Genomic DNA, 24,893 nt, shown 5'->3' on the forward strand with positions numbered 1-24,893 from the left:
GCGAGGCCCGTGAAGGCATCCGATATGCTTCCGCACGTACGAAGTTCCGCAGCGCGCGATTAGCTCAGCGGGAGAGCGCTTCCCTGACACGGAAGAGGTCACTGGTTCAATCCCAGTATCGCGCACCACGAGTCCACCCCCGGATTTCGTGGAAGTTCGTACGACGGGCGATTAGCTCAGGGGGAGAGCGCTTCGTTCACACCGAAGAGGTCACTGGTTCGATCCCAGTATCGCCCACCCGATCACCGAGAAGGCCCCGCCACCGGCGGGGCCTTCTCGGTTTTTGATCCACTTCGGACCGTCCCTACAGCAGGCGGCGCTGGACCACGTCGGCGATGACCGTGTGGACCATCGTCTCCACTTCGCCGTTGCCGGGCAGGGTTTCCCGGCGCCGGCCCGCGAAGAGCAGGTGGCCGCCCCCGATCAACGACAGGGCCAGGGCTCCGGCTTCGGCGTCCGCGGCGATGCGGCCCTGTTCGCGCTCGGCTGACAGGTAGTCCGTGAGCATGTCGCGAGCCTCCGCCAGGATCGGGAGGCCGGTTCGCCTGCGCAGGCGGGCGCGGAGTTCGTCGCGGAAGAAGATCAGGCTCGTCAACGCCACCGAGACCGGGTCGAACAGCTCGACCAGGGCGTCGACGAGGTTTTCCCCGACGGTCCGGGTGCCGGCCGAGGCGTGCAGGAGGGCGGCCTGGTCGGCCAGGCGGGCGAGGCGGTCGCGGACCAGTTCGGCGAGGAAGTCGTCGAAGTCGGTGAAGTGCCGGTGCAGGACGCCCTTGGCGACGTCGGCCTCGGTGGTGACCGCCCGGCTGGTCAGCGCGCCCGGGCCGTCGCGGAGGAGGACCCGCTCGGCCGCGTCGAACAGTTGCTTGCGCACATCGCGCAGGTGGACCCCGGTCGGCATGGAGCCCATTCTCCGGCACGCCCGGTGATTGCCCTAGTGGGCAAGTGCCCATTAAAGTGGGCGCATGCCCACTCAACCCCATGAGGCCCGCGCGATGGCCGAGTCCTTCGGAACCGACGTCGAACGCTACGACCGCGCGAGGCCGCCGTACCCACCCGAACTGGTGAACCGGATCGTCGCCTCGAGCCCGGGAACCGACGTCCTGGACGTCGGCTGCGGAACGGGCATCGAGGCCCGCCAGTTCCGCGCGGCGGGCTGCCGCGTCCTGGGCATCGACCCCGACCCCCGGATGGCGGCGTTCGCCCGGGGCGGGGGAATCGACGTCGAGGTGGCGAAGTTCGAGGACTGGGACCCGTCCGGCCGGACGTTCGACGCCGTGATCGCGGGCCAGGCCTGGCACTGGGTGAACCCCCGAACCGGCCCCCCGAAGGCGGCGCGGGTCCTGCGGCCGGGAGGGCTCCTCGCCGTGTTCGCGCACGTGTTCCAGCCCCCGGCGGAGGTGGCGAAGGCGTTCGCGCAGGCCTGCCGCCGGGTACTGCCCGACATGCCGTTCGCGGCCGAGACGAGAACGGCGGCAGAGATCTACGACGTGATGTTCACCGGTTTCGCCGACGCGATCACCGGGGCGGAGGGTCTGGACGCCCCGGCACGCTGGACGTTCGAGTGGGAGAGGACGTACACGCGCGAAGAGTGGCTCGACTTCCTCCCGACAACGGGCGGCTTGACGCGCTTGCCGCCCCAGGCACTGGCGGAGGTCCTGTCCGAAGTGGGCAAGGCGATCGACGCACTGGGCGGAAGCTTCGTGCTGCCGTACACAACCTTGGCGGTGGCGGCGAAACGCCCTTGACAAAAAAAGTTGTCGGTGAGAGGTTGGAGCCACCCAGGAAGAACGAACCAGGCGGAGGAGCACCATGTCGTTCCAGGCGTACCTCGACAACGCGGAGAAGCAGTCGGGCATCACCCCCAGAGCCTTCATGGAGCTGGCCAAGACCAAGAACCTGACAAAGCCGGCCGAGATAGTGGCTTGGCTGAAGCAGGACCACGCCCTGGGCCACGGCCACGCAACAGCACTGGCCCGCTTGATAACAAAGGGCCCGGAGTTCGTGGCGGAGAAGCACGCAGGGGGAAAACTCCACATCGACGGCCTGGCAGCCCCACGTCCCTGAGAGCGAACCGGCCACACCCCTCCCGCCGACCCGATACAAGGCCGCTGAACAATCCGGTGATCGGGTCGGTGAACGCGACATTCCCTTTGCTGTTCAAGGCATCGAGCGTGCTCGAAGAGGCATCACACGTGATCAGACGGGCATCACACGTGATCAGAGCCCGCCTCGGTCAGCGGCCGGCCGCGAGCGCGGGTTCCGGCGGCGCCGCCGCGGGGGACCGCCGTGGCAGGAACGCGGCGACGGCCAGCGCGAGCAGCGCCGCCGCCGAACCCATCCCGAGCACGAGCCGGAACCCGTTCTGCGACGGCAGGGTTGCCGGGCCGAACGGGATCGTCAGCCGCGCCAGCACGAGCCCCGCCGTGGCGCTGGAGACGGACGTGCCGATCGAGCGCATCAGCGTGTTGAGACTGTTGGCGGCCGCCGTTTCCGACACCGGCACCGCGCCCATGACCAGCGCCGGCATCGCGCCGTAGGCCAGCCCGATCCCGGCGCCGATGATGCTCGAGACCAGCACCAGCTGCCAGGTCGCGCTCATCAGGACGATGCCGAGGGCGTAGCCCGCGGCGACGACCACCGCGCCGAGCATGAGCGTCGTCTTCGGGCCGCGGGTGGCCGAGATCCGGGCGGACACCGGTGCCAGTGCCATCATCACCAGGCCGGACGGCGCCATCACCAGGCCCACCGTGAGCATCGAGCGGCCGAGGCCGTACCCGGTCGCCGCCGGCAGCTGCAGCAGCTGCGGCAGGACCAGGGACATCGCGAACATCGCGAAGCCGAACACCGCGGAGGCGATGTTGGTCAGCAGCACCTGGCGGCGCGCGGTCGTCCGCAGGTCCACCAGCGGCCGCGCGGTCCGCAGCTCCCAGCGGCCCCACAGCAGCAGGACGACGGCGGCGGCCGCGAACAGGGCGAGCGTCGCCGGGCTGCCCCAGCCCCAGTCGGCGCCCTTCGAAATGGCCAGCAGCAGGCACACCAGCGCGATCGACAGCCCGGCCGCGCCCGGCACGTCGAACCGGCCGCCGGTGCGGACCGGCGACTCCGGCACGAGCGCGACGACCAGCGCGGTGACGACCATGCCGAGCCCGGCGGAGGTCCAGAACAGCGCGTGCCAGTCGGCGGTTTCGGCCAGCAGTGCGGCCGCGGGCAGGCCCAGCGCGCCGCCGACGCCGAGCGACGCGCTCATCAGCGCGGTCGCGGAACCGAGCCGCTCGGCCGGCAGTTCGTCCCGCATGATGCTGATCCCGAGCGGGATGACGCCGGCGGCGAGGCCCTGCAGGGTGCGCCCGGCGACCATCGGCACCAGGCTGTCGGAAAGCGCGCCGACGGTCGAGCCGGCGACCAGCGCGCCGAGGCCGACGAGCAGGATCCGCCGTTTGCCGTACATGTCGCCGAGCCTGCCCATGGTCGGCGTGGCCACCGCGCCCGCGAGCAGGGTGGCGGTGATGGCCCAGGTGGCGTCGGCCGCGGAGGCGTGCAGCAGCCCGGGCAGCGCCGGGATCAGCGGGATGACCAGCGTCTGCATCAGCGAGACGGTGATGCCCGCGAGGGCGAGGACCGCGACGACGAGGTTCGCGCGCGGTGCGCTGGATGGCTCGGACACGAACGGCCCTCCGGGGGAGATTAAATCAGTTGCTTGACTCACCGTAGCAGCCTTCGGTTGACTGCTGACGAACCGACGGCCACCGCGGAGGAACGATGACGACCACGGAGATCCCCGAGTTCCCGATGCCCCGGGCCGCGGGCTGCCCGTTCGACCCGCCGCCCGCCGCCCGTGCGCTGCAGGGGGAAACCCCGCTCATCCGGGTCCGGCTGTGGGACGGCAGCACGCCGTGGCTGGTGACCCGCTACGCCGACCAGCGGGCGCTGCTGGTGGATTCCCGGGTCAGCGCCGACGCGACCCGGCCCGGGTACCCGAGCCCCGCGCCGCTGCCGAAGGGCGGCACCGGGTTCGGCTTCATCCTGATGGACGACCCGGAGCACGCGCGGCTGCGCAAGATGGTGACGGCGCCGTTCACGATCCGCCGGGTCGCCGCACTGCGCCCGGCCGTGCAGCGGATCGTCGACGACCTGATCGACGAGCTGCTGGCCGGCCCGAAGCCGGTGGACCTCGTGGAGGCGTTCGCGCTGCCGGTGCCGTCACTGGTGATCTGCGAGCTGCTCGGCGTCCCCTACGCCGACCACGGCTTCTTCCAGGACCACAGCAAGGTCGTCGTCCACCGCGACACGAAGCCCGAGGAACGGGCGGCCGCGCTCCGGGCGCTGGCGGTTTACCTCGACCGGCTGGTGGGGGCGAAGCTCGGCCAGCCCGCCGACGACCTGCTGTCCGGGCTTGCCGCCCGGGTCGCGGCGGGCGAGCTGACCCGGCCCGAAGCCGCGCAGATGGGTGTCCTGCTGCTCGTCGCCGGTCACGAGACGACGGCGAACATGATCGCGCTCGGGACGCTGGCCCTGCTGGAGCACCCGGACCAGCTGGCGCTGCTGCGCGAGGGCGGCGATCCGGCGCTGGTCGCGTCGGCGGTCGAAGAGCTGTTGCGCTACTTGAACATCACGCACAACGGACGCCGGCGCGTCGCGCTGGAGGACATCCGAATCGCCGGGGAGACGATCCGCGCGGGCGAGGGCCTGATCATGGCGAGCGACATCGCCAACCGCGATCCGGCGGCCTTCCCGGACGGTGACCGGCTGGACCTGACCCGCGACGCGCACCGGCACGTGGCCTTCGGCTTCGGCGTCCACCAGTGCCTCGGTCAGCCGCTGGCCCGGCTCGAGCTGCAGGTCGTGTACAGCACGCTGTACCGGCGGATCCCGACCCTGGCGCCGGCCGTCGGGCTCGGGGAGATCCCGTTCAAGCACGACGGATCGGTGTACGGCGTGTACGAACTGCCGGTCACCTGGTGAGTCAGACGCTGCGCAGCACCGACACCACCGCGCCCAGGATCACCGCGCGGTCGCCGTCGATGACGTCGTAGGCCGGGTTGCGGGGCTCGAGGTACACGTGGCCGTCGCGGCGGCGGTAGACCTTGACCGTCGCCTCTTCGTCGATCATCGCTGCCACGATCTGGCCCGAGTGGGCCTCCGACTGCTGCTTGACCACGACGATGTCGCCGTCGCAGATCGCCGCGTCGATCATCGAGTCGCCGCGGACGCGCAGGCCGAAGACCGTGCCGCGGCCGGTGAGGTCGCGGGGCAGCTTGAGGACGTCGTCGGTGTGCTCGACCGCCGAGATCGGCGTGCCCGCCGCGATGTCGCCGACCACCGGCACCGGCACCGAATCGCCGTCTTCGGCGGCGGCCGTCCCGTTGAGGAACGCGCGCACGTCGATCGGGCGCGACACGGTCGCGCCGCGGCGCAGGAAGCCCTTGTCTTCGAGGCTGGCCAGGTGCTTCGACACCGACGACGTCGACTGCAGGCCGACGGCCTCGCCGATCTCGCGCGTGCTGGGGGAGTAGCCGTGCTGGACCACCCAGTCCCGGATCGCGACCAGGATCCGCTGCTGCCGCTCCGGCAGGGCCGAGGGGTCGAGGTGCTCGAACGTGTCGTCGTAGGTGGTCACGGGCGTGATCCTAGAGGCACGCGCCCCGCGCCCCGCCGCCGGTCTCACCACCGCGGTCCCGCTCAACGGAACACCGGGTGACGGTTGGCGCCTTACCAACACCATCCTTTACTTTGCCAGCCGTTGACCTGCGTAACGATCCGAAGTATGGTCTAGACCACAATTTTCCTTCGCTCGTAACCCTTCCCGTCGCGGCGGACCTCCCAGCGAGGCCGGGGCCGCGGCTGCGCCGTGCCCGGCGGCGGGAGGCGAGCCCGTCCCCGAAGGAGCCGGAATGAACCGCAAACTGGTCGCGGCCGCCGTGGGTGCTCTCCTCGCCCCGGTCCTGGTGGTGCTCAACCCCGCCGGGATCGCGAGCGCGCACGGCTACGTCAGCTCGCCCGCCAGCCGGCAGGCGCAGTGCGCCCAGCACACCGTGCAGTGCGGGCAGATCCAGTACGAACCGCAGAGCGTCGAAGGACCCAAGGGCCTGCGCTCGTGCAACGGCGGCGTCTCCCAATTCGCCGAGCTCAACGACAACAACAAGGGCTGGCGCGCCGCGAGCGTCGGCCGCACGGTGACCTTCACCTGGACCTTCACCGCTCGCCACCGCACGTCGAACTACCAGTACTTCATCGGCAGCCAGAAGATCGCGGAGGTCAGCGGCAACAACCAGCAGCCGCCGGCGACGGTCGCGCACCAGGTGAACCTGGGCAGCCACACCGGCCGCCAGACGGTGCTCGCGGTGTGGAACATCGCCGACACGGCGAACGCGTTCTACGCCTGCATCGACCTGCAGGTCAGCTGAACCGTCCACTGTGGCCGGACGGGCCGTGTCACCCCCTCGGCGACACGGTCCGCCCGGCCCGCTTCGCGGCGACGAACCGCTTCCGGAGCTCGACCCCCTCCGTCAGCGCCGCCACGGCTTCCTCCGGCCGCCCGACGGCGCACAGGAGCATGGCGTGGTTGCCGAGGCTGCTCGCCAGCATCCTCAGCGCGGCTCCGGTCGGCAGCAGGTCGTCGTCACGGGGGCGGCGCAGTTCCACCGACTCGGCGCTCGCCCGGACGGCTTCCTCGCCGAAGCCGAGGTCGAGCAGCTGCAGGGACTTCGTCATCAGGCAGTCGGCCAGCGACCCGGCGCGGTAGAACCGCGGGGCCTGCCGGTCGAGCTGCCGGTAGACCGCCTCGGCGTCGGTGAGCGCCGACAGCGCGGCATCCGGCCGGCCCAGGTCGTTGAGCTGGTAGGCCTGGGTCATCAGGGCCGAGCCCAGCTCCATCAGCTCGACATCGGGGTGGTACTCGCCCAGGACCGCGGCGAGCCCGGAGGTCCGGTCGTGCGGCGCCGGCGACGCCGCCGCCAGCTCGCGGAGCTCTCCGGTCACCTCGTGCAGGTCGCGCTCCGGGTGCGCGGCCGCCCGCGCGGCGGCGGCGGAGAGTACCAGCGGCTGGCCGCCGCAGAACTCCAGGAGCTCGTCGGCGCCGTCCCCGGCCGCCCGGTCCGCACCGATGGAGGCGGCCAGCAGCTTCCGGGCCTCGGGCTCCGGCAGCGGCCCGAGCGTCAGTGACCCGGCGCCGGACCCGGCGACCAGGCCGGGGAGCCGGTGCCGGCTGGTGATCAGGACCGCGCTTTCCCGGCTCTCCGGGAGCAGGAGCCGCACCTGGTTGGAGTCCCGGGCGTCGTCGAGCACGACGAGCAGCCGCTTGCCCGCCACCACGGTCCGGTAGAGCGCGGCCCGTTCCTCGGCGCCACCCGGGATTTCTTCCGGGGTGACCCCCAGCTCGAGGAGGAAGTCGTGCAACACCTCCGACGGCCCCCGCGAGGCGAGGTCGGTGCGGGACCCCCACAGGTCGGCGTACAGCCGGCCGCCGGGGAACGCCTCGCGCTGCCGGTCGGCCCAGCGCAGCGCGACGAACGTCTTGCCGATGCCGCGCGGACCGTCCACCACGACGACGTTCCGGCCGGGCGTCCCGGTCAGGTGCGCGGTGAGCGCGTCGAGTTCCGCCGCCCGGCCGACGAACGGCCCGGGCTCGAACGGCCGCAGCCCCGGCGGCGCCACGGCGCGGCCGGCGGTCGGGTCAGCCTCGTCCGCGAGGGCGAGCAGCCGGTCGCGCTCCCCGCCGGTGAGGTCCAGCACCCGCGCGACGCGCCGCACGGACGGCCCGTGCGGATGCCCGCCGTTGCCGGTTTCCCACCGCCGGAGGGTCCGGATCGACACCCCGGCGGCTTCGGCCAGCTGTTCCTGCGTGAGTCCCGCGCGCGTCCGGTACCGGCGCAGCGACGCGCCCCAGCGTTCGGCCAATCGCCCTCCCCTCCCACGGGTTCCATGATGGCCGTGAGGAGGGCCGGAGACCAGGTCGCCGACCGGCCAGGCGTGGCCGGTCGGCCGTATCGTTGCCGGGATGCGGGTCCGGACGGTCAACGGCGCGAAGGAACTCCAGGTCGACAGCGGGCCGTGGACCCGCTCGCTGAGCGACCGCTTCACGGCCGAGGGCTGCACGAGCCTGCTCGTCGGCTCGCCACGCGGACCCGTGCTGCCGGACCTCGGGTTCGTCCGCGACCTGCCCGGGCTGACCCGGATCCGGCTGCTGCGCGGCGTGGCCGACTGTTCGGCGGTGGCCGGCGTGCCCGGCCTGACGGAGCTGACGCTCGCCTCCGACTACCGAGGGCCGCTGAGCCTCGCCGGCTTGACGCGGCTGGAGGTGCTCGGGATGCCGTTCCTCCCGGCGGTCGCGGACCTGACGCCGCTGCGCGCGCTGCGGGAGCTGACCGTGTGGGGCTGGCCGCGGACCGAGCCGTCCCTGCGGCTGCTGGGGGACAAGCCGGCACTGGAGTTCCTGCGGCTGGAGCTGATCCGCACGACGGTACTGACCCCGGCCGGGCTCGCCGCGCCGAACCTGCGGACACTCTGGCTGTACGACGGCCGGGTCCACAAAGGATCGCCGGCGACCGACGGCCTCGCCGCCCTGCACCAGAAGGGCGGCGAGGCCGTCTGCCTAGCGGGTGAAGGTGAACCAGTTGACGTTGACGAAGTCCGACGCGCTCCCGGAGAACGTCAGGTACAAGTCGTGCACCCCGGTGGCCGGCGCGACGATGTTGGCCGGCACCGTCTGCCACTGCTGCCAGCCGCCGTTGTTGGCGAAGTCGATTTCGGCGATCACCGGGCCCGTCACGCTGTCCAGGCGGGCCTTGATCGCGCCGCTCACCCCGGCCGGCGCGCCCGAGGCGAGGCGGGCCACGAACTGGTTCGGGGAGCTCGAGCCGAAGTCGACGCGGGCGTACTTCAGCCAGTCGCCGTTCGCGATCCAGCCGACGTCCACGCCGCCGCCCGTGTCCGCGCACGACTCGTTCTGCGTGCCGCTCTGGGCGTTGTAGGCCTCCGCCTGGATCGTCGAGTACGCGCTCGTGCCGCCGGAGCCCGGCGGGGTCGTGCCGCCGCCCGCGCCCGGGCCGAGCGCGACCGTCCAGGACGTCGGGGCCGGGTCCTGCAGGTGGCCGTCGACGGGCTGGGCGCCGGTCGGGCCGACGTCGTCGTACGGGAACGCGTAGCCGATCGAGGCGTACTGGTGCACCAGGCGCGCGTAGTGGTTGGTGGTGGCGTCCCGGTAATACTGGGACGGCGCCACGCCGTCGGGCTGGTTGTTGCCGCCGGCCACCAGGAGGCTGCTGCGGTTCAGCGCGGCGGCCAGCCGGGCGGCGACCGCGCCGCGGGCGTCGCTGCCGGAGTTGTACAGCGGCCCGCTCGCGCAGCCGAAGATGTCCGCCGCGCTCGGCTTGGTGAACGGCACCCCGTTGGTGTTCAGGCCGGCGAACACGATCGCGTCCCCGCTGACCGTGCCGGTGTAGGAGCCGATGCCGCCCTGCCCGTTGACGGTCAGCGGCGTCGAGCGGTAGTGGTCCCAGACGGCGTTGAGGTAGTTCGTCCAGTAGCCGCCGAAGTCGACGGGGGAGTGGCCGGGCGCGAGCACCCGCACCACCTGGCCGCCCGAGTCGGTGACGACCAGCCGGTCCCACGGCGCGCCGTCGGTGTTGTGCTGCGCGCGCAGCCCGTCGGCGATGCCGGCGAGGGCGCCGTCCGGCAGCGGGCTGACCGACTGCGCGCCCGCCGCGCCGGTGGTGGCCATCGACACCGGCAGCGCCACCATGTCGACGTAGCTGATGTTCGCGTAGAGGTTCGCGCTGTTGTAGGTGAACTCGCAGAAGGTCCAGTTCGTCTGCCAGTTCGGGTCCGCGCTGGCGAACCCGGGCTGCACCAGGCCGGGGCCGGGGTTGACGAAGAACTGGATCTTCTTGCCGACCGAGAACCACACGCGGCCGCCGATGAGGTAGTCGGTCAGCGTCACGGTGACCTGCGCGCCGGCGCCGCTGAGCGGGATCGCGTAGTCCGGGATCGGCGTCACCGGCGCGGACGGGTTGGCCAGCGGCTGGAACCGGCCGTCGGCGGTGACGAAGCCGGGGCGGCCCGCGGTGTCCGCGCCGCTGATGTAGGCGTAGACGGTGCCGCTGCCCGAATTGTTCTTCAGGGTCAACGGCAGCGCCGCGGCGGCGCGGGCTTTCGGCGTCGTGACGGCGGACCACAGCGGCGTGCTCGCCGCGGCGGCGACCAGGCCGGCGGTGACGAAGGTTCGCCTCGACAGCATGGCACCTCCTCGAGGGCGGGCGGTGTCCCCGCGGCCGGACGGCCCCGTGGTCACCGGAAACGGTGAACGGACGGTAGGGACGCGTTCCGGTGGGGGTCAACATCCGGCGGCCCGGCTCGGGTACGCACGGCCCTCGACGGTGCCCTTTCGTAGCCGGACCAGTTCCGGCCGTGGTCCGGTCCCGGTCCGAAGTGGACGGTGGGGGTCAGCGGCGCGGCGCGGGGAGCCCGGCGGCGGCGAGGGCGTCCCAGAGCGGGCGGGCGTCGTACCGCCGGGTGTCCAGGCCCTCGACGAACTGGCAGCCGTACGCGGCCGCGGTGAGATCGGTCGTCTGTCCGCGGGTGTCGACGAACCGGAGCGCGAAGGCCGGGCCCAGTTCGGCGGTGCAGGCCACGTCCGACGGCGGTTCCGGCAGATCGCAGGCCGCGGCGACGACCTTCTTGATGGCGGCGACGTCGGTGGTGCGGGTTTCGCCGCGGCTCTTCCCCGGAGCGGGCAACGGCGGGTACAGCGGCCCGCTTTCGACGAGCTCGCGCGGTTCGTAGGAGGCGGAGCACAGCGGCGACGCCGAGCCGGGCCGGGCGCTGCCGCCGCAGGCCACGGCACTCAGGGCGACCAGGACCACGGTGGGGACAGCGAACGGCCGGCGCATGGGTGCCTCCTTCGTTCCGTTGCCCGGGAGACGGAACGGCCCGGCCGCCGGGTTGCACGGCCGGGCGGTGGACTGGGGCTTGTCCGACAAACACCCCGGCTGGCTGCTGGGATGCCGCCGCTCGTGCCGCGGTGAGGCCGGCCAGTCCCGCGCCGACCACGGACGACGTCAGTGCGGCGCATCGGCGGCCTCCAGCACCGGCGTGGCCGCGGCGAAGGCGTCGGCGGCGGCCAGGTCGAACTCGCCGTGGTCGCTGCCCAGCCCCTGGGCGACCAGTGCCGCGGCGGCCGAACCGAGCACGGCGGCCTCCCGCGGGGACCGGCCGAGGCCGACGCCGCGGAGGAAGCCGGCGGAGAACGCGTCACCGCAGCCGGTGGTGTCGACGACGTCGACCGCGAACGCGGGCACGGCGAACACCTCCTCCGCCGTGACCACCAGGGCACCGCGGGCGTCGCGGGTGACGGCCACGCAGCCGATCCCCCGGGCGATCAGCGCGCGGGCGCCCTCCTCGAGCGTCCCGGCGCCGGTGAGCCCGAGGACCTGCTGCTCGTTCGGCAGCAGGTAGTCGAGGTGGGGCAGGGCGGGGTCGATCCAGGTGAGCACGCCGGGATCGCCGGGGGCGAGCAGGTCGGCCGAGGTGATCACGCCGGCCTCCCGTGCGGGAGCGAGGATCTTCGCCGCGTTCTCCCCGCCCATCAGCTCGGGCGCGCCGAGGTGCAGGTGGGTCGCCCGGGCGACGTCGGCCGCGGGGACGTCGTCCGGCCCGTAGGTGAGGTTCGCGCCGGGGACGTGGAAGGCGGGACGGCTGCCGTCCGGGCGGATGGGCAGCACCGACGCCGAGGTCTGCACGCCCGCGCGGCGAACCACGAGCGACGTGTCGATGCCGTGCTCGCCCAGCATGGCCAGCAGCAGGTCGCCGATCGGGTCGGTGCCGATCGCGCCGGCGGTGCGCACGGCGGCGCCGAGCTTGGCCAGCGTCAGCGCGGTGCCGGCCGCGGTTCCGGCCGGGCCGAACCGGATCTGCTCGACCAGCGCCGCGCCCTGTCCTTCCGGGATGGCCTCGACCGGCCGGACCTGCACGTCGAACACGTGCGCGCCGAGCGTGATCACCGTTTGCGTCACAGATCCTCCTCGATCCGGTGGGTGCGGCCGTAACCGCGTCGCAAGGCCGCTTCCACGACCGCGGCCTGCTGGCCCTCGTCCAGGACCCGCGGGGCGCCGATGGCGGCGGCGTTCCGGTAGAGCTCGCAGGCCCACTCGAGCAGCAGCGCGTTGTCCACCGCCGCGGGCAGCGTCGGGCCGTGCACGACCGCGCCGTGGTTGGCCAGCAGCGCCGCCGACTTGCCGTCCAGCGCCGTCCACACGTGCTCGGCCAGCTCGTCGCTGCCGAAGACGGCGAACGGCGCGACCCGCACCGCCCCGCCGAGCAGCAGCTGCTGGTAGTGCACGCACGGGAGTTCGTCGAGCACGAGTGAGATCGCGGTCGCCTGCGGCGAGTGCGTGTGCACGACCGCGCCGGCGTTCCAGCGGCGGTAGATCCCGAGGTGCAGCTCCAGTTCCGAGGTCGGCGCGAGCTCACCGGCGACGACGCTCCCGGCCAGGTCGACGACGGTGACGTCCGCGGGCGTGACCCGCCCGAGCACGACGCCGGTCGCGGTCACCGCGACGTGCTCGCCGGCGCGCACGCTCACGTTGCCTGCGGTGCCGATCAGCAGTCCTTCTCCGGCCAGGCGGTGACAGGCGTCGACGACGGCCTGCCGTTCGGCCTGCAGGAGCGCGGTGCCGTGGGGCATCGGCTCAGGGTAGGTCAAACATGAATCAAAGTCACGTTCAGGTTTATCCGGGGGTGCGTGGTGAACCGGACCGGCTCGTGACCCGTGTAGGAGACGGGTGTGGAGCGGAAGCACGGGAGAACGTCTGGTGACTGCCATCGAGGGACGCCGCCGGGAGCACGAAAAGCCGGCCGGCTGGAACGTCGATCCCGTGCTGATCCTGGTTCTCGTCCTGCTGGCCGGGTTCCTGGCCCAGGGCCCGGTCCGGCGCCTGCTGTCGGCCCCGGTCATGCAGAGCTGGATGACGGTGTTCGTCGCCGTGGTCGTGCAGGCGCTGCCGTTCCTCGTCCTCGGCGTCCTGCTCTCCGCCGCGCTCGCGGTCTTCGTGCCCCCTTCGTTCTTCACGCGCGCGCTGCCGAAGCGGCCGTCGCTGGCCGTGCCCGTCGCCGGGCTGGCCGGGGCCGTTCTGCCCGGCTGCGAATGCGCCTCGGTGCCCGTTGCCGGCGCGCTGGTGCGCGGCGGGGTGACGCCTTCGGCGGCGGTGGCGTTCCTGCTGTCGGCGCCGGCGATCAACCCGGTGGTGCTGGCCGCGACGGCCGTCGCGTTCCCCGGGCAGCCGCAGATGGTCTTCGCCCGGTTCGCCGCGAGCCTCGCCGCGGCGTGCGTGATGGGCTGGCTGTGGCACCGGCTCGGCCGCCCGGACTGGCTCCGGCCGCGCCCGCACGAGCACGGCGAAGGCGGGACCAAGGGCGCGGTCTTCTGGGGCTCGGTGCGGCACGACGTCCTGCACGCGGGCGGGTTCCTCGTCGGCGGCGCGATGGCCGCCGCGACGCTCAAGGCCGTGGTGCCCGCGAGCTGGCTGCACGCCGCGGCCGGCCACGCGGTGGTCGCGGTGCTGGTACTGGCCGGCCTCGCCGTGCTGCTGTCGATCTGCTCGGAGGCCGACGCGTTCGTCGCTTCCTCGCTGACGCAGTTCTCGCTCACCGCGCGGCTGGCGTTCCTGGTCGTCGGCCCGATGATCGACCTCAAGCTGTTCGGCATGCAGGCCGCCACGTTCGGCCGCGGGTTCGCGCTGCGGTTCGCGCCGGCGACCTTCCTCGTGGCCGTCGCGGCCGCGGTCGTGACCGGGGCGGTGCTGCGGTGAACCGGACCGTGCAGGCGATCCTGCTCTTCCTCGTCGGCGGCGTCCTGCTGCACGCCGGCGTCACCGGGCTGTACCTGCGGTACGTCAAGGCCGGCCTGCGCCCGCTGGTGCTGGCCGCGGGGGTGGTGCTGGTGCTCGCGGCCGTCGCGACCGTCTGGTACGCGCGCCGCCGCCCGGCCGGGCACGCCGCGCCCCGGGTCTCCTGGCTGCTGGTGCTGCCGGTGTTCGCGCTGATCCTCGCCGCGCCGCCGGCCTTGGGCTCCTACAGCGCGATGCGCGCCGGCACGGCGGTGACGGCTCCGCGGATCCTCACCCCGCTCCCGGACGGCAACCCGGTCCGGCTGGCGGTGATCGACTACGCCGACCGCGCGGTCTACGACCACGGCCGGTCGCTGGCCGGGCGGACCGTCACCCTCACCGGGTTCGTGGCCTTCGACGGCAGCGGCACGCCGTACCTGGTGCGCATGCTCCTGAACTGCTGCGCGGCGGACGCCCAGCCGGTGAAGGTCGGCCTGGCCGGCCGGGTGCCGCCGGTGCTGCCACCCGATGCGTGGCTGGAGGTCACCGGCGGCTTCACCGACCGGCAGGCGCAGGATCCGGTCAACGGCGGGACCATCCCGTTTCTCGACGTCGGCGTGGCCCGGCCCGTGGCTCCGCCCGCCGATCCGTACGAAAGCCTCGGCTAGGGCGTGTCTGACAAACATCTCGGCTGGTTGCTGGGATGCTGCTGGTCGTGTCGCGGTTTCAGCTGCTTTCCGATGATCAGTGGGCATTGATTGAGGATCTGCTGCCGGTGCGGACCGGCAAGCGTGGTCGGCCGTTCTCGGATGCGCGGGCAATGGTCGAGGGGATCATCTACCGGTATCGGTGCGGGATCGCGTGGCGGGATGTGCCGGCGGTGTTCGGTCCGTGGCAGACGATCTGGACCTGGCATCGCCGGATGGCCGGCGACGGCACCTGGGACACCGTCCTGCAGCGCCTGCTCGCCGCTGCGGACGCGGCCGGTCTGATCAATTGGTCGGTGTCGGTGGATTCCACGATCGCCCGAGCACATCAGCACGCCACCAACATCACCCGCTCCACAGGGGGCTGGGTCGAACTACACGGATCTGCTGACCGAGCCGCCTGATCACGCGATCGGCCGCTCCCGCGGCGGATGGAGCACCAAAGTGCACCACCTCGTCGACGGGAACGGCCGGCCGCTGATCACGTTGGTCGGTCCTGGACAGGCCGGGGACGCACCGATGTTCCCGCACCTCATGCGCCACCTGCGGATCCCTCGGATGGGACGCGGGCGCGCCCGAACCCGGCCTGACCGGGTCCGCGGCGACAAGGCCTATTCCTCGCGGGCGATTCGCGGGCATCTGCGCGCCCGCGGCATCACCGCGGTGATCCCCGAGCCGGCTGATCAGGCCGGGCACCGCAAACGCCGCGGTTCCCGCGGCGGGCGTCCGCCTGCCTTCGATGCGGCGGACTACCGCGGCCGCAATGTGGTCGAACGCCGGTTCAACCTGCTCAAGCAATGGCGCGGCCTGGCCACTCGCTACGACAAGTTGGCCATCGTCTACCGATCAGCGGTCGTCCTGCACGCCGCGATCACCTGGACCAAAGCATTGTCAGACACGCCCTAGCTGTATGTGGCCATTAGGTTGGTGGCAGTCGGCTGGTGGGTGGGTGGCCTCCGAGTGCGCTGTGGCGGCGTTGAGTGTTGTAGTGCTCGAGCCAGGGTGCAAGGGCTGCGGTGCGTTGGGTGTTGCTGGTGAAGGCTTGGCGGTAGGCCCATTCGGTTTGCAGGGTGCGGTTGAGGCGTTCGACTTTGCCGTTTTGCCAGGGACAGTGGGGTTTGATGAACTTCTGCCGGATGCCGTGCTCGGCGCAGACCGCACGCAGTGACCAGCGGTAGGCCCAGGCGTTGTCGGTCATCAGCCGTTCGATCCGGGTGATGCCGTGGCCGGCGAAGTAGGCGATCGCCCGGGTGAGGAAGCCGGCGCAGGTTGGCCCTTTCTCGTCGGGGTGGATCTCGGAGTAGGCCAGGCGGGAGTGGTCGTCGACCAGGGAGTGAACGTAGTCGTAGCCGATCTTGGTGCTGCGGTCGCGGGTGGCTTCCCGCTGGGCCCGGCCGTGGGCTCGCCAGCCTCCGCCGTCGGGGATGCGGCCGATCTTCTTGACATCCATGTGGACCAGCTCGCCCGGCTGCTCGCGCTCGTAGCGCACTGCCGTGGTCTTGCTGGCCCGGATCACCTGCCCGGTGATCGGGTCCAGCGCGGCCAGCCGCGGGATCTGGTGGCGGGCCAGTACCCGTGACACCGTCCGTGCCGGGACACCCAGTTCGCAGCCCAGCCAGGCCGGTCCGCGGCGTTCACGCTGCCGCAATGCGACGATCCGCGCTTCGAGCTCGTCGCTGGTCCGTCGTGGTGAGGTATGCGGGCGTGAGGATCGGTCCCGCAGACCGGGCTCGCCCTCGGTTGCGTAGCGGTCCAGCCAGGTCTTCACGCATTTGCGGGAGATCCCCATCGCGGTGGCGATGTGTGCTTGCGGCCATCCGGCTTGGTGACGCCGGACGATCAGCAACCGGCCCAGAAAGGCGTGACATCCACGGCCCGCACCCCGATCCGCCGTCGGCCGCCTCTTGCCGGGGACGACGGGCCATCGACGACTTCGACACCGCCGCGACCATTGCCTGCCTTCGCAGACAATCGGCGAATAGCGGCAGCCGGTTCGATTTCGGGGAGCGGCAACTACACCGGGTTCGCCCCCTCCGGATATGACGGCCGGACCGTTGTTTTCCGCTTTGCCGAGGGGCGGCGGGCCACGTTTTTCGCACTACGCCACCGTCAACGGAGAGCCACCCGCCCGCCGACCCGGCGACCAAGAGCGGCCCAAGATCGTCGATCAAGTATTCGTGCCGCCATTCTGGTGAATTCGCTGATCCAGCGGCATCACGCATTGTCAAGGCCAGCCGGGGTCCCTACAGTGGCCCGCCTGACGCCGGGAAGTGAATCACGCACTTTCCTTGGAGCCGGTACATCAACTGTCATCTCCTTCGAGGAGCAGACCTTGTTCGGAATAGTCAGGAGCCGTGGCCGTGTTCGTGCCGCGCTCGCCCTCGCGGTCGTCACGGTCGTAACCGGTTGCGGTGCTCTCGGCGCCACCGGCTCGAGCTCGCTGCCGAAGGGCAGCGGGCTCGAGAAGACGACCCTGAAGGTCTCGATCCTGCCCACCACCGACCTGGCACCGTTCTGGCTCGCCCAGGACGAGGGCTACTTCCAAGCCGAAGGCCTCACCGTCGAGTCCGTGATCGCCGCCAGCGGCCAGGCCTCGCTGACGAAGTCGATCTCGGGTGACGCCGACATCGCGTTCTCGACCTATCCGCCGTTCTTCACCGCGCGCAGCACCGGCGCCGCCGATATGCAGCTGGTCGCCGACGCGACCTCGGTCAACGCGAAGTCCAATGCGATCGTCACGGTCCCGAATTCGCCGGTCAAAACAATCACCGACCTCGCCACCGCGAAGATCGCCATCACGGCCAAGAACACCGCTTCGGATCTCCTCACCCGTTCGGTCATGCAGGACCACAACGTCGATTTCAGCAAGGTGAAATGGGTGCTCATCCCGCTGCCCGGCATCGCGGCGGCGCTGCAGCAGGGGCAGGCCGACGCCGCGTACCTGCCGGAGCCCTACATCACGCAGGCCGCCAAGACGGCCGGCGCGATCCCGATCATCGACATCAACTCCGGCGCCACCCAGGACTTCCCGCTCACCGGCTACGGCGCGACCCGGAAGTGGGTGAAGGAGAACCCCAAGACCCTCGCGGCGTTCCAGCGCGCGATGCAGAAAGCCACCCACGACGCCATCTTCGACCGCGCCAAGGTCGAGCCGCTGCTGGTGCGCTTCGCCAAGATCGACGAGGACACCGCCAAGCTGCTGACCCTGCCGGGTTACGGCTCGGTGCTCGATTCCCGTCGCCTGCAACGGGTTCCCGACCTGCTGCTGCAGCTGGGCGCCATCCCGTCGCCGATCGACGTGAACTCGATGATCGGCCCGCAGGCGGGCCGGTGAACCCCACGGCACGAGGTCGCGAGTGGTGACGCGGCTTCCGGATCGGATTCACCACGCCCGGCCCGCAACGGCTAGGTGTACTTGGCCAGGACGTTGGTGGCGGTGGGTCGTGGTTGACGTGAGGAGAGCCTCCGGTTGAGGTGTGGCTTGTCTAGGACCCACGCCAACCGGAGGCTCTCGTGTCTCACCGTAACGCCCGGACCGCCGGAACCGCTGTCTCGCAACCTGCTTCACCCGTCCGGTGCCGGTCGCGCCCCGGCCTGTCCGGGGCGGCCGGGCCTGCGGCAACGCTTACCGAGGCCTGCGAATGCCGTGCGGGTGAAGCACGCCGAGATCACGAATCGGCGCATTTATCGAATGGCGGGTATCGGGGCGGGGAACGCCGGACTGACGGCCGGTGTTCGGCGCTCGCCAAGTGGACCTCTTGTTGGGAAACAGGTTTTACTTCTAGAATTCGTGGTGTGCGACCGCTTACGGACGGTACCGAGCTGCTGGTCGGCCGGGACAGCGAGCTGTCCCGGCTGGTCGCTTGGATCCGTGACGTCGCCGAAGGCCGCGGCCGGGCCGTGCTGGTGGACGGCGAGCCGGGAATCGGCAAGTCGGCGCTGGTCCGGTCCGCCTGCGCGGCCGCCACCGACGCGGGCTGCCAGGTGTACTGGGGCGCCGGCGACGAGCTCGGGCAGGCGTTGCCGCTGCTGCCGTTGCTGGACGCGCTGGAGATCACGCCGGCCACCCGGGATCCCCGCCGTGACGCCGTTTACGAGCTGCTGGGCGGCGGCGCCGTCGCGGGCAAGGGCGCCGACCTCGCCGCCGCGGCCGCCGAACAGCTGATCGCGCTGGTGGACCAGCTCTGCCAGGACGGCCCGGTGGTGCTGGTCGTCGACGAGCTGCAGTGGGCCGACAGCACGACGGTGGCGGTGTGGAGCCGGCTCACCCGCTCGGTCCGGCAGCTTCCGTTGCTGCTCATCGGCGTGCTGCGGCCGGTGCCGCGCCGCGACGACCTGCGGGCGCTGTTCCGGATCGTCCGGCCGGCCGAGCGGCTGCGGCTGGGCAGGCTCGCGGAACCGGCCGTGCTCGAGCTGGTGGCCGCGCTGGCCGGCGGCAAGCCGGGCACCCGGCTGGAGGAGCTGGCCGCCGGGGCCGCCGGGAATCCGTTGTACCTCACCGAACTCGTCGACGCGCTGACCAGGAGTTCCTGCCTGGAGGTCGATCACGCGGGCATCGCGGAGCTGACCGGTGCGGCGACGCCGGATTCGCTGCCGGAGGCGATCGCGGACCGGCTCGGCTTCCTCACCGAGGCGGCGCGGGAAGTGCTGCGCACGGCGGCGGTGCTCGGCGTCGGCTTCTCGGTCGCGGACCTGGTGACGGTGACGAACTCCTCGCTCGCCGAGCTGCTGCCCGCCCTCGACGAGGCCCGCGCGGCCGGGGTATTGGTGGCGGCGGGCGACGACCTGGAGTTCCGGCACCCGTTGATCCGCACGGCGTTGTACGACGAGATGCCGACCGCGGTCCGGGTCGCCTGGCACCAGTCCGCCGCGTGGGCACTGGCCGAGGCGAGCGCCCCGGTCGAGCGGGTGGCGCGGCAGCTGCTGCCCATGGTGTCCACAACGGACACTCGGATGCCGGTGCCGGACTGGGCCGTGCGGTGGCTGCTGAAGGTGGCCATGCCGCTGATCGGCCAGGCACCCGTGGTCGCCGTCGCCCTGCTGCGCCGCGCGGTCCGGGACGCGCCGCTCGACGACGCCGTGACCGGGGCGCTGGCCTGCCGGCTGGCCGACGCGTACTACCGGGTCGGCAACGTGGCCCAGGCCGAGCGGATCGCGTTGCGCGCACTGGACCGCGTCCGCGACCCCGACGTGCGCGTCGACCTGCACACGACGGTGGTGCAGAGCCGCGGCACGACCGGGCGGGCCGCGGAATCGCTGCCCGCGCTCAACGAGGCGCTGAACCAGCCGGGGCTGCAGGCCCGGCACCGGGCCCGGTTGCTGGTGCTCATCGCGCGGATCCGGCGTGTCCTCGGCGAAGTCGACTCCGCGGGCCGGGCCGCTTCCGCGGCGCTGGCGGAACTCGGCACGGACGAAGACCGCTGGGCGTCGGGGTGGGCGCTGCACGTGCTGAGCCAGTGCGCGATGATGCGCGGCGAGTGGGCGGCCGCGCTGCCGCTGTTCGAGCGGGCGATGGCCATCGTGCGCGGTGACCCGACGCTGATCGACCTCACCCTGCTGCTGCGCATCAACCAGTCGGTCACCTACGGCGCGCTCGACCGCTACGCCGACGCGCTCACCGCGGCCGGGCAGGCCCGCGAGCTGGCCGAGCGCACCGGCAGCGTGGCCCGGCTGACCCAGGTCCAGAGCGCGATCGGGCAGCTGATGCTCGGCGCCGGGCGGTGGGACGACGCGCTGGCCGAGGTCGACGTCGTCCCGGACGACCGCAAGGACCCGGACGTGGTGTGCGGCGACCACGGCGTCGCCGCGATCATCCACTTCCACCGCGACGAGACGGCCGCGGCCCACCGCCACCTCGACGTCGCGGCCCGGCATTCGGAGAGCGCCGGCGACGAGGTCGTCGAGTCCCTGGTCCGCGCGCGCAGCCTGGCCTTCGAGCACGCGGGCGCGCCGGAGCGGGCCCTGGCGGTGCTGACGGCGGTCCCGGCGGGCGAAGACGCGGGGGAGGAGCGCCTCGGCGACGCGGTCCGCCTGGCGATGACGATCGGCGATGTCCGGACGGCGGCGGAGATCGAGGCGAGGGCGCGCGCGATCGCGGCCGAGTCGTCGGTGCCGCACCGCCGTGCGCTGGCGTTGTACTGCCGCGGCCTCCTCGAGCGGGACGGCACGATGCTGCTGCGGGCGGCGGACGGGTACGCCGACGCGGGCCGCCCGCTGTCCCGCGCCAAAGCACTGGAGGCGGCGGCGATCGCGTTCGCCGAAGCCCGGACCGAGGACCGCGGTTCGGCGCGGGCGGCGTTCATCCACGCGATCGACCTCTACGCGGAACTCGACGCGCAGTGGGACGTGGCGAGGCTGCGCGCGCAGTTCCGCGCCTTGGGCATCCGCCGCGGCCCGACGGTCAAGCACCGCGAAGCCACCCACGGCTGGGAGAGCCTCACCCCGACGGAAGGCCGGATCGCAGCGCTGGTGGTCGAAGGGTTGTCGAACCCGCAGATCGCGGCCCGGCTGTACCTGTCACCGCGCACGGTGGGCACGCACGTTTCGCACATCCTGACGAAACTGGGAGTGCATTCGCGCATCGACATCGCCCGCGAGGCGGCCCGGCACCAGTCGGCCTCCGGCTGAGCCACGCCCGGGAAACGCTGTCGCGCCGGTGAGTGGGTGCGGGTGAGTCACACCGCGGCCGTCGGGTAAACGCTCTCGCGCCGGTGGGTGCGTTGCCGGGCCGGTCGCGAAGTGGCGTCCGGCCGAGCCACGCCGAGACCGCCCGGAAAACGCTCTCGCGCCAGGCCGGGCCACGCCGCGGCACCGGTCGTGGGTGGCAAGGCGGGCCCACCACTCACGACCGGCCGCGGGTCAGGCGGCGACCTCCGGTGCGTCGTCCTCCTGGGGGTGCACGGTGAGCGGCGGGGCCACCGCCGGCGCCGGAGCGGGGGCCGGTGCCGGGGCGCGGCGGAACACCGCCAGGTGCCCGCTGACCACCTGGCCGATCAGCACCGCGAGCACCAGCAGCAGCGGCGTTCGCCAGGCCCCCGTCCCGGTGTGCAGCCAGCCGCACACCAGCACGCCGAAGCCCGCGATCACGTACCCCACGCCCTGGACCACCGCCGACAGCGCCACCGAACTGTCCTTGCTGCGCAGCGAAATCGTCGTCAGCGCGAACGCCAGCGACCCCATGCCCGCCCCGGTCGCCGCGGCCCACAGCCAGGGTGCCGCCGCGGGCGCCAGGAGCAGCCCCGCCACGCCGATGACGTTCGGCGTGGCCAACGTGATGACGAGCAGTGTCTGGTTGCGCCAGCGGCGGGTCCAGCCCGGCACCAGCCACATCATCGGCAACCCCATCGCCATCGACAGCGCCAGGCACGCCCCCGCCGTCGTCGAGGGGACGCCCGCGCTGCGCAGGATGCCCGGCAGCCAGCCCATGACCAGGAACGTCACCGTCGAGATGAGTCCGAAGTGGATGGTCAGGGCCGAGGCCCGCCCGGCGCCCGATGACGCCCGCGGCGACACGAACTCGCCGGGCGTGCGCCGCCAGACCTGCTGGGCCAGCAGCGCCGTGGTCGCCCACACGCCGAGGGCGAGCCGCCACGACGACGACATCACCACCGTGGGCGTGACCAGCGCGCCTGCCGTGCTGCCCACCCCGAGCCCGAACGTGAAGGCGGCGGACCCCTGGGCCAGCAACGGCAGCATCGTCCCCAGCACGGCGATGGACAGGCACGCCAGCGCCGTGCCGACCAGCAGTTCCACCGGGCCGCCGAACACCCGTCCGGCCAGTGACAGCACCAGCCCGAGAAGGGCCACGGTGACCGTCCGGTGTGTTCCCACCCTGGCGCAGAGCCACGGCGTCGCCCAGCCACCCAGGCCGATCGCCCACAGGGGCAGGGCCACGAGCACCGCGGCGACCAGCCCGCCGGCGATGGAGATGTCCGGCAGGGCCGCGCCCAGGCTGGTCACCGCGGGCCGCAGGTTGAGCGCGAGAACGAAGATGACCAGAGTGGAGACGGTGGTGGTAGCACGCGACATCGCTCCTCCTCGGGGTCGAGGCCGGAGCGTTCTACTCCGTAGAACAATGTTTCGCGGTCGGCGCGCCACAGACATCCGTCACCTGACGGATGAACGGACTTTTGTTGCCCCTCAACGAATCTGTGCGTTCCGATGCGCTCTGCGGATGGGCGTGCATCGGCACGGCCGGACGCCTCCGGCACCGGATGGCGGGCCGATCCGATCACGGTCCGTGGTGGGCGGGGCCCGGCCGGGGCGGTGGGCCGCCCGGCCGGAGCAACGTCGGCGTGTCATCGTTGCGGATCGTGCCGGGGTCCACAGTGGAAGCGCCCCTCCGCCCGGGTGCGGGCGGAGGGGCCTCGGCGGCGGATCAGCAGGTCAGGTACGGCGACAGCCAGTCGCCCCAGTCGCCGGCCGAGCCGTCACTCGCGTCGTCGACGGCGAGCGCGAGCACCTGCACGCCCGTCACCGGCACGGCGAGGTGCTGCGCGGGATCCCCGTGCCGCATGTCCCCGGTGGCTTCCAGTTCGACGCCGTCGCCGAGCACGCGGAACCCGAGCGTCCCGCCGGGCCCGCGGTCGTCGACGCCGACCGTCGCGGTGAACTGCCGGCACTTGCCGCCCAGGTAGTAGCGCACCACCGAGGGGGCGTGCGCGCCCAGCCCGCCGTGCGCGTCGGTCTTGCCGTTGACCGTGAGCGGGTGGCCGTTGTCGGTGCTGTCCCGCTCCACCGGGCCGAGGCCGTTCTCGCTGGACATCCACGGCTGCGTGTTGAGCAACCCGTTGGTGTAGGGCGGGTTCGGCGCGAGCAGGAGCGGCGCTTCGGCTCGCGCGGACGTGGTCCGGGTGCCCTGGGCGGTCGTGTACGTCACGGTGGCCGGCATCCTGAACGGCTCGGTGGCCGTCGAGACCGGGTGCAGCGTCACCGCGGTCTCCCAGGTGGCCCCGGGGGCGACGGTCGCCGCGTCGGCCTCGGCGGGGGAGTCGAACTGCCACTGCGCGGGCGCGGTGAGCTGCAGGTGCGCTCCGGTGACCGGCGTCGAACCGGCGTTGGCGAACCGCACGGTGGCGGTCACCGGCCGGTCCGGCGGCACGGAGTCGGGCAGTTCGACGGTCAGCGACGTCCGCGGCGCGGCGGTCGTGTTCGCGGGCCACACGCGCAGCACGGTGGCGGCGTGCCGGCCGACGGTCCCGCCGAGCGCGCCCGTCGACTCGGTTTCCTCGCCGGTCCACAGGTCCCGCACGCGGTAGCCGGACGCGGCGGGCAGCCCGGCGTCGGCGACGGAGGTGGTGATCGGCGCGGCCAGTTCGCCGCGGTTGAACAGCACCAGCACGGCCGAGCCGTCGGACATCGGCTTCGTCCAGACCTCGGTCCAGCCGGTGTCGCGGACCTTGTGCCCGGCCACCCCCGCCCAGTCCTGGTCGACGGCGATGATGTCGGGGTTGGCCATGACGTCCGCCGGGAGCGTGGTGTCGGCCGTCAGCGCCATGTCGGCCACCAGAGGCGCGTTGAGCACCGCCCACAGGCCGAGCTTGGCCTGGCGTTCGGCGGTGTCGAGGTAGCTGAAGGTGAAGGAGCCCGGCATGTTCCAGCCGCCCGGGCCGGCGTAGCCCTCCAGGCCGTACTGCTTGTCGAGGCTGCCGGCCGAGTAACCGAAGTCGAAGGTGGCGTTCTTGTAGGTGCGCCAGACCTGGGCGCCCGCGCCACGGGCCCAGAGCCACGGGCTCTGGTTGCGGTCGTAGTCGTCGACCTCCAGGGTGATCGGCCGTCCGGTGCGCTTCAGCGCGTCGGCCATCTTCTTGACCCGCGCGGGTGCGTCGCCGTTGACGCTGTAGCAGGTGTCGTAGCGCAGGTAGTCCGCGCCCCAGCCGGCGAAGGTCTGCGCGTCGAGGTCCTCGTGGTCGAGGGAGCCCGCCGCCTGGCCGCTGCAGGTCTTCGCACCGGTGCCGCTGGAGAAGCCGATCTTGAGGCCGCGTGCGTGCACGTAGTCCACCAGCGCGGGAATGCTCGCGGAGAACGTGGTGCGGGCGGTCAGCTTGCCGTCGGCGTCGCGCTGCGCCGCCTGCCAGCAGTCGCCGAGCATGACGTACTCGTACCCGGCGTCCCGCAGGCCCGAGCCGACCAGCTGGTCGGCCGCGGCTTTCACGACGTCTTCGCCGGAGTTGTAGAGGCAGTAGGGGTCCCCGGTCGCCCAGGTGATCCCCAGCGGAGGTCTTTCGCCCGGAACCGGCTCGGGCGGCGGATCAGCGGCGGCCGGGGTGGCGGTGGCGGTGGCGAGCAGGAAAAGGGCGCAGAGCAGTACGGGAAGTCGTCGCATGGATCCCCCTCCGGAACCGGACAAGACTCCCAGGATCAC

19 protein-coding genes, 2 tRNA genes and 1 pseudogene are annotated in these 24,893 nt (G+C 72.3%); 11 read left to right on the forward strand and 11 right to left on the reverse strand.

The window, feature by feature from the left end; all coding sequences use genetic code 11:
• The first annotated feature begins 53 nt into the window (after positions 1-53).
• Both HUT10_RS45200 and HUT10_RS45205 read left to right on the forward strand, forming a co-directional pair.
• A tRNA-Val gene (locus HUT10_RS45200) sits at positions 54-128 on the forward strand.
• A 37-nt stretch (positions 129-165) separates the two neighbouring features.
• Positions 166-237 (forward strand) — tRNA-Val (locus tag HUT10_RS45205).
• Between the two features lie 67 nt (positions 238-304).
• Here the strand turns inward: HUT10_RS45205 and HUT10_RS45210 are convergent.
• The gene (locus HUT10_RS45210) at positions 305-901 is read right to left on the reverse strand and encodes a TetR/AcrR family transcriptional regulator (RefSeq protein ID WP_176176830.1); all 597 of its coding nucleotides are present in this window, start codon (positions 899-901) and stop codon (positions 305-307) included.
• 94 nt (positions 902-995) lie between these two features.
• Here HUT10_RS45210 and HUT10_RS45215 point away from each other — a divergent pair, with 94 nt between their 5' ends.
• Both HUT10_RS45215 and HUT10_RS45220 read left to right on the forward strand, forming a co-directional pair.
• Positions 996-1,748 carry a class I SAM-dependent methyltransferase gene (locus HUT10_RS45215; RefSeq protein WP_176178348.1) on the forward strand — a complete coding sequence of 251 codons (753 nt, stop codon included), beginning with the start codon at positions 996-998 and terminating at the stop codon, positions 1,746-1,748.
• 64 nt (positions 1,749-1,812) lie between these two features.
• Positions 1,813-2,067, forward strand: coding sequence for a DUF4287 domain-containing protein (locus HUT10_RS45220; RefSeq protein ID WP_176176831.1), 255 nt, complete (start codon positions 1,813-1,815; stop codon positions 2,065-2,067).
• A 169-nt stretch (positions 2,068-2,236) separates the two neighbouring features.
• Here HUT10_RS45220 and HUT10_RS45225 read toward each other — a convergent pair whose 3' ends face one another.
• The gene (locus tag HUT10_RS45225; RefSeq protein WP_176176832.1) at positions 2,237-3,667 is read right to left on the reverse strand and encodes an MFS transporter; all 1,431 of its coding nucleotides are present in this window, start codon (positions 3,665-3,667) and stop codon (positions 2,237-2,239) included.
• A 95-nt stretch (positions 3,668-3,762) separates the two neighbouring features.
• On the opposite strand from HUT10_RS45225, the gene HUT10_RS45230 reads away from it, so the two are divergent.
• A complete protein-coding gene (locus HUT10_RS45230; RefSeq protein WP_176176833.1) occupies positions 3,763-4,965 on the forward strand; it encodes a cytochrome P450 in 1,203 nt (400 codons plus the stop codon).
• A gap of 1 nt (position 4,966) precedes the next feature.
• Here the strand turns inward: HUT10_RS45230 and lexA are convergent, their stop codons facing one another.
• Positions 4,967-5,620 carry a transcriptional repressor LexA gene (lexA, locus tag HUT10_RS45235; RefSeq protein WP_176176834.1) on the reverse strand — a complete coding sequence of 218 codons (654 nt, stop codon included), beginning with the start codon at positions 5,618-5,620 and terminating at the stop codon, positions 4,967-4,969.
• Positions 5,621-5,894: 274 nt separating this feature from the next.
• Between lexA and HUT10_RS45240 the strand changes: the two genes are divergently transcribed.
• A complete protein-coding gene (locus HUT10_RS45240; RefSeq protein ID WP_176176835.1) occupies positions 5,895-6,407 on the forward strand; it encodes a lytic polysaccharide monooxygenase auxiliary activity family 9 protein in 513 nt (170 codons plus the stop codon).
• Positions 6,408-6,435: 28 nt separating this feature from the next.
• Here HUT10_RS45240 and HUT10_RS45245 read toward each other — a convergent pair whose 3' ends face one another.
• The 5 genes from HUT10_RS45245 to HUT10_RS45265 all read right to left on the reverse strand — a co-directional run bounded on the left by HUT10_RS45245 (position 6,436) and on the right by HUT10_RS45265 (position 12,682).
• Entirely contained in the window at positions 6,436-7,899 is a 1,464-nt protein-coding gene (locus tag HUT10_RS45245; protein WP_176176836.1) for an XRE family transcriptional regulator, read from the reverse strand.
• Positions 7,900-8,593: 694 nt separating this feature from the next.
• Positions 8,594-10,237, reverse strand: a complete 1,644-nt coding sequence (locus tag HUT10_RS45250) for a beta-1,3-glucanase family protein (protein ID WP_176176837.1) — start codon at positions 10,235-10,237, stop codon at positions 8,594-8,596.
• A gap of 205 nt (positions 10,238-10,442) precedes the next feature.
• Positions 10,443-10,889, reverse strand: a complete 447-nt coding sequence (locus HUT10_RS45255) for a hypothetical protein (RefSeq protein ID WP_176176838.1) — start codon at positions 10,887-10,889, stop codon at positions 10,443-10,445.
• A gap of 168 nt (positions 10,890-11,057) precedes the next feature.
• A complete protein-coding gene (locus HUT10_RS45260; RefSeq protein ID WP_176176839.1) occupies positions 11,058-12,011 on the reverse strand; it encodes a carbohydrate kinase family protein in 954 nt (317 codons plus the stop codon).
• The gene (locus tag HUT10_RS45265) at positions 12,008-12,682 is read right to left on the reverse strand and encodes a class II aldolase/adducin family protein (RefSeq protein WP_176176840.1); all 675 of its coding nucleotides are present in this window, start codon (positions 12,680-12,682) and stop codon (positions 12,008-12,010) included. Before HUT10_RS45265 ends, HUT10_RS45260 begins: the two co-directional genes overlap by 4 nt.
• Positions 12,683-12,809: 127 nt before the next feature.
• On the opposite strand from HUT10_RS45265, the gene HUT10_RS45270 reads away from it, so the two are divergent.
• The 3 genes and pseudogenes from HUT10_RS45270 (at position 12,810) to HUT10_RS45280 (ending at position 15,436) form a co-directional block, all read left to right on the forward strand.
• Entirely contained in the window at positions 12,810-13,805 is a 996-nt protein-coding gene (locus tag HUT10_RS45270) for a permease (RefSeq protein WP_176176841.1), read from the forward strand.
• Positions 13,802-14,491: a TIGR03943 family protein gene (locus HUT10_RS45275; protein ID WP_176176842.1), complete on the forward strand. Its 690-nt coding sequence runs from the start codon at positions 13,802-13,804 to the stop codon at positions 14,489-14,491. The genes HUT10_RS45270 and HUT10_RS45275 overlap by 4 nt, the downstream gene beginning before the upstream one ends.
• Positions 14,492-14,526: 35 nt before the next feature.
• Positions 14,527-15,436, forward strand: a pseudogene (locus HUT10_RS45280) (IS5 family transposase).
• A 13-nt stretch (positions 15,437-15,449) separates the two neighbouring features.
• On the opposite strand, the gene HUT10_RS45285 reads toward HUT10_RS45280, so the two are convergent.
• Positions 15,450-16,385, reverse strand: coding sequence for an IS481 family transposase (locus HUT10_RS45285; protein ID WP_176178349.1), 936 nt, complete (start codon positions 16,383-16,385; stop codon positions 15,450-15,452).
• A gap of 477 nt (positions 16,386-16,862) precedes the next feature.
• Here HUT10_RS45285 and HUT10_RS45290 point away from each other — a divergent pair, with 477 nt between their 5' ends.
• Together HUT10_RS45290 and HUT10_RS45295 are read left to right on the forward strand one after the other, a co-directional pair.
• Positions 16,863-17,864, forward strand: coding sequence for an ABC transporter substrate-binding protein (locus HUT10_RS45290; RefSeq protein ID WP_176178350.1), 1,002 nt, complete (start codon positions 16,863-16,865; stop codon positions 17,862-17,864).
• Positions 17,865-18,325: 461 nt separating this feature from the next.
• On the forward strand, positions 18,326-21,157 hold the full coding sequence (locus HUT10_RS45295; RefSeq protein ID WP_176176843.1) for a LuxR family transcriptional regulator: 2,832 nt from the start codon (positions 18,326-18,328) through the stop codon (positions 21,155-21,157).
• A gap of 231 nt (positions 21,158-21,388) precedes the next feature.
• Here the strand turns inward: HUT10_RS45295 and HUT10_RS45300 are convergent, their stop codons facing one another.
• Together HUT10_RS45300 and HUT10_RS45305 are read right to left on the reverse strand one after the other, a co-directional pair.
• On the reverse strand, positions 21,389-22,558 hold the full coding sequence (locus tag HUT10_RS45300) for an MFS transporter (RefSeq protein WP_176176844.1): 1,170 nt from the start codon (positions 22,556-22,558) through the stop codon (positions 21,389-21,391).
• Between the two features lie 349 nt (positions 22,559-22,907).
• Entirely contained in the window at positions 22,908-24,854 is a 1,947-nt protein-coding gene (locus tag HUT10_RS45305) for an NPCBM/NEW2 domain-containing protein (protein ID WP_176176845.1), read from the reverse strand.
• Between the last annotated feature and the right edge of the window lie 39 nt (positions 24,855-24,893).

This window comes from Amycolatopsis sp. Hca4, from assembly GCF_013364075.1.
Lineage (GTDB): Bacteria > Actinomycetota > Actinomycetes > Mycobacteriales > Pseudonocardiaceae > Amycolatopsis.

Bases quoted from the DNA above. Each gene is read 5' to 3' on its own strand.
- HUT10_RS45210 (WP_176176830.1), bottom strand. From the start codon at position 901: ATGCCGACCGGGGTCCACCTGCGCGATGTGCGCAAGCAACTGTTCGAC.
- HUT10_RS45215 (WP_176178348.1), top strand. From the start codon at position 996: ATGGCCGAGTCCTTCGGAACCGACGTCGAACGCTACGACCGCGCGAGG.
- HUT10_RS45220 (WP_176176831.1), top strand. From the start codon at position 1,813: ATGTCGTTCCAGGCGTACCTCGACAACGCGGAGAAGCAGTCGGGCATC.
- HUT10_RS45230 (WP_176176833.1), top strand. From the start codon at position 3,763: ATGACGACCACGGAGATCCCCGAGTTCCCGATGCCCCGGGCCGCGGGC.
- HUT10_RS45240 (WP_176176835.1), top strand. From the start codon at position 5,895: ATGAACCGCAAACTGGTCGCGGCCGCCGTGGGTGCTCTCCTCGCCCCG.
- HUT10_RS45250 (WP_176176837.1), bottom strand. From the start codon at position 10,237: ATGCTGTCGAGGCGAACCTTCGTCACCGCCGGCCTGGTCGCCGCCGCG.
- HUT10_RS45255 (WP_176176838.1), bottom strand. From the start codon at position 10,889: ATGCGCCGGCCGTTCGCTGTCCCCACCGTGGTCCTGGTCGCCCTGAGT.
- HUT10_RS45265 (WP_176176840.1), bottom strand. From the start codon at position 12,682: ATGCCCCACGGCACCGCGCTCCTGCAGGCCGAACGGCAGGCCGTCGTC.
- HUT10_RS45300 (WP_176176844.1), bottom strand. From the start codon at position 22,558: ATGTCGCGTGCTACCACCACCGTCTCCACTCTGGTCATCTTCGTTCTC.
- HUT10_RS45305 (WP_176176845.1), bottom strand. From the start codon at position 24,854: ATGCGACGACTTCCCGTACTGCTCTGCGCCCTTTTCCTGCTCGCCACC.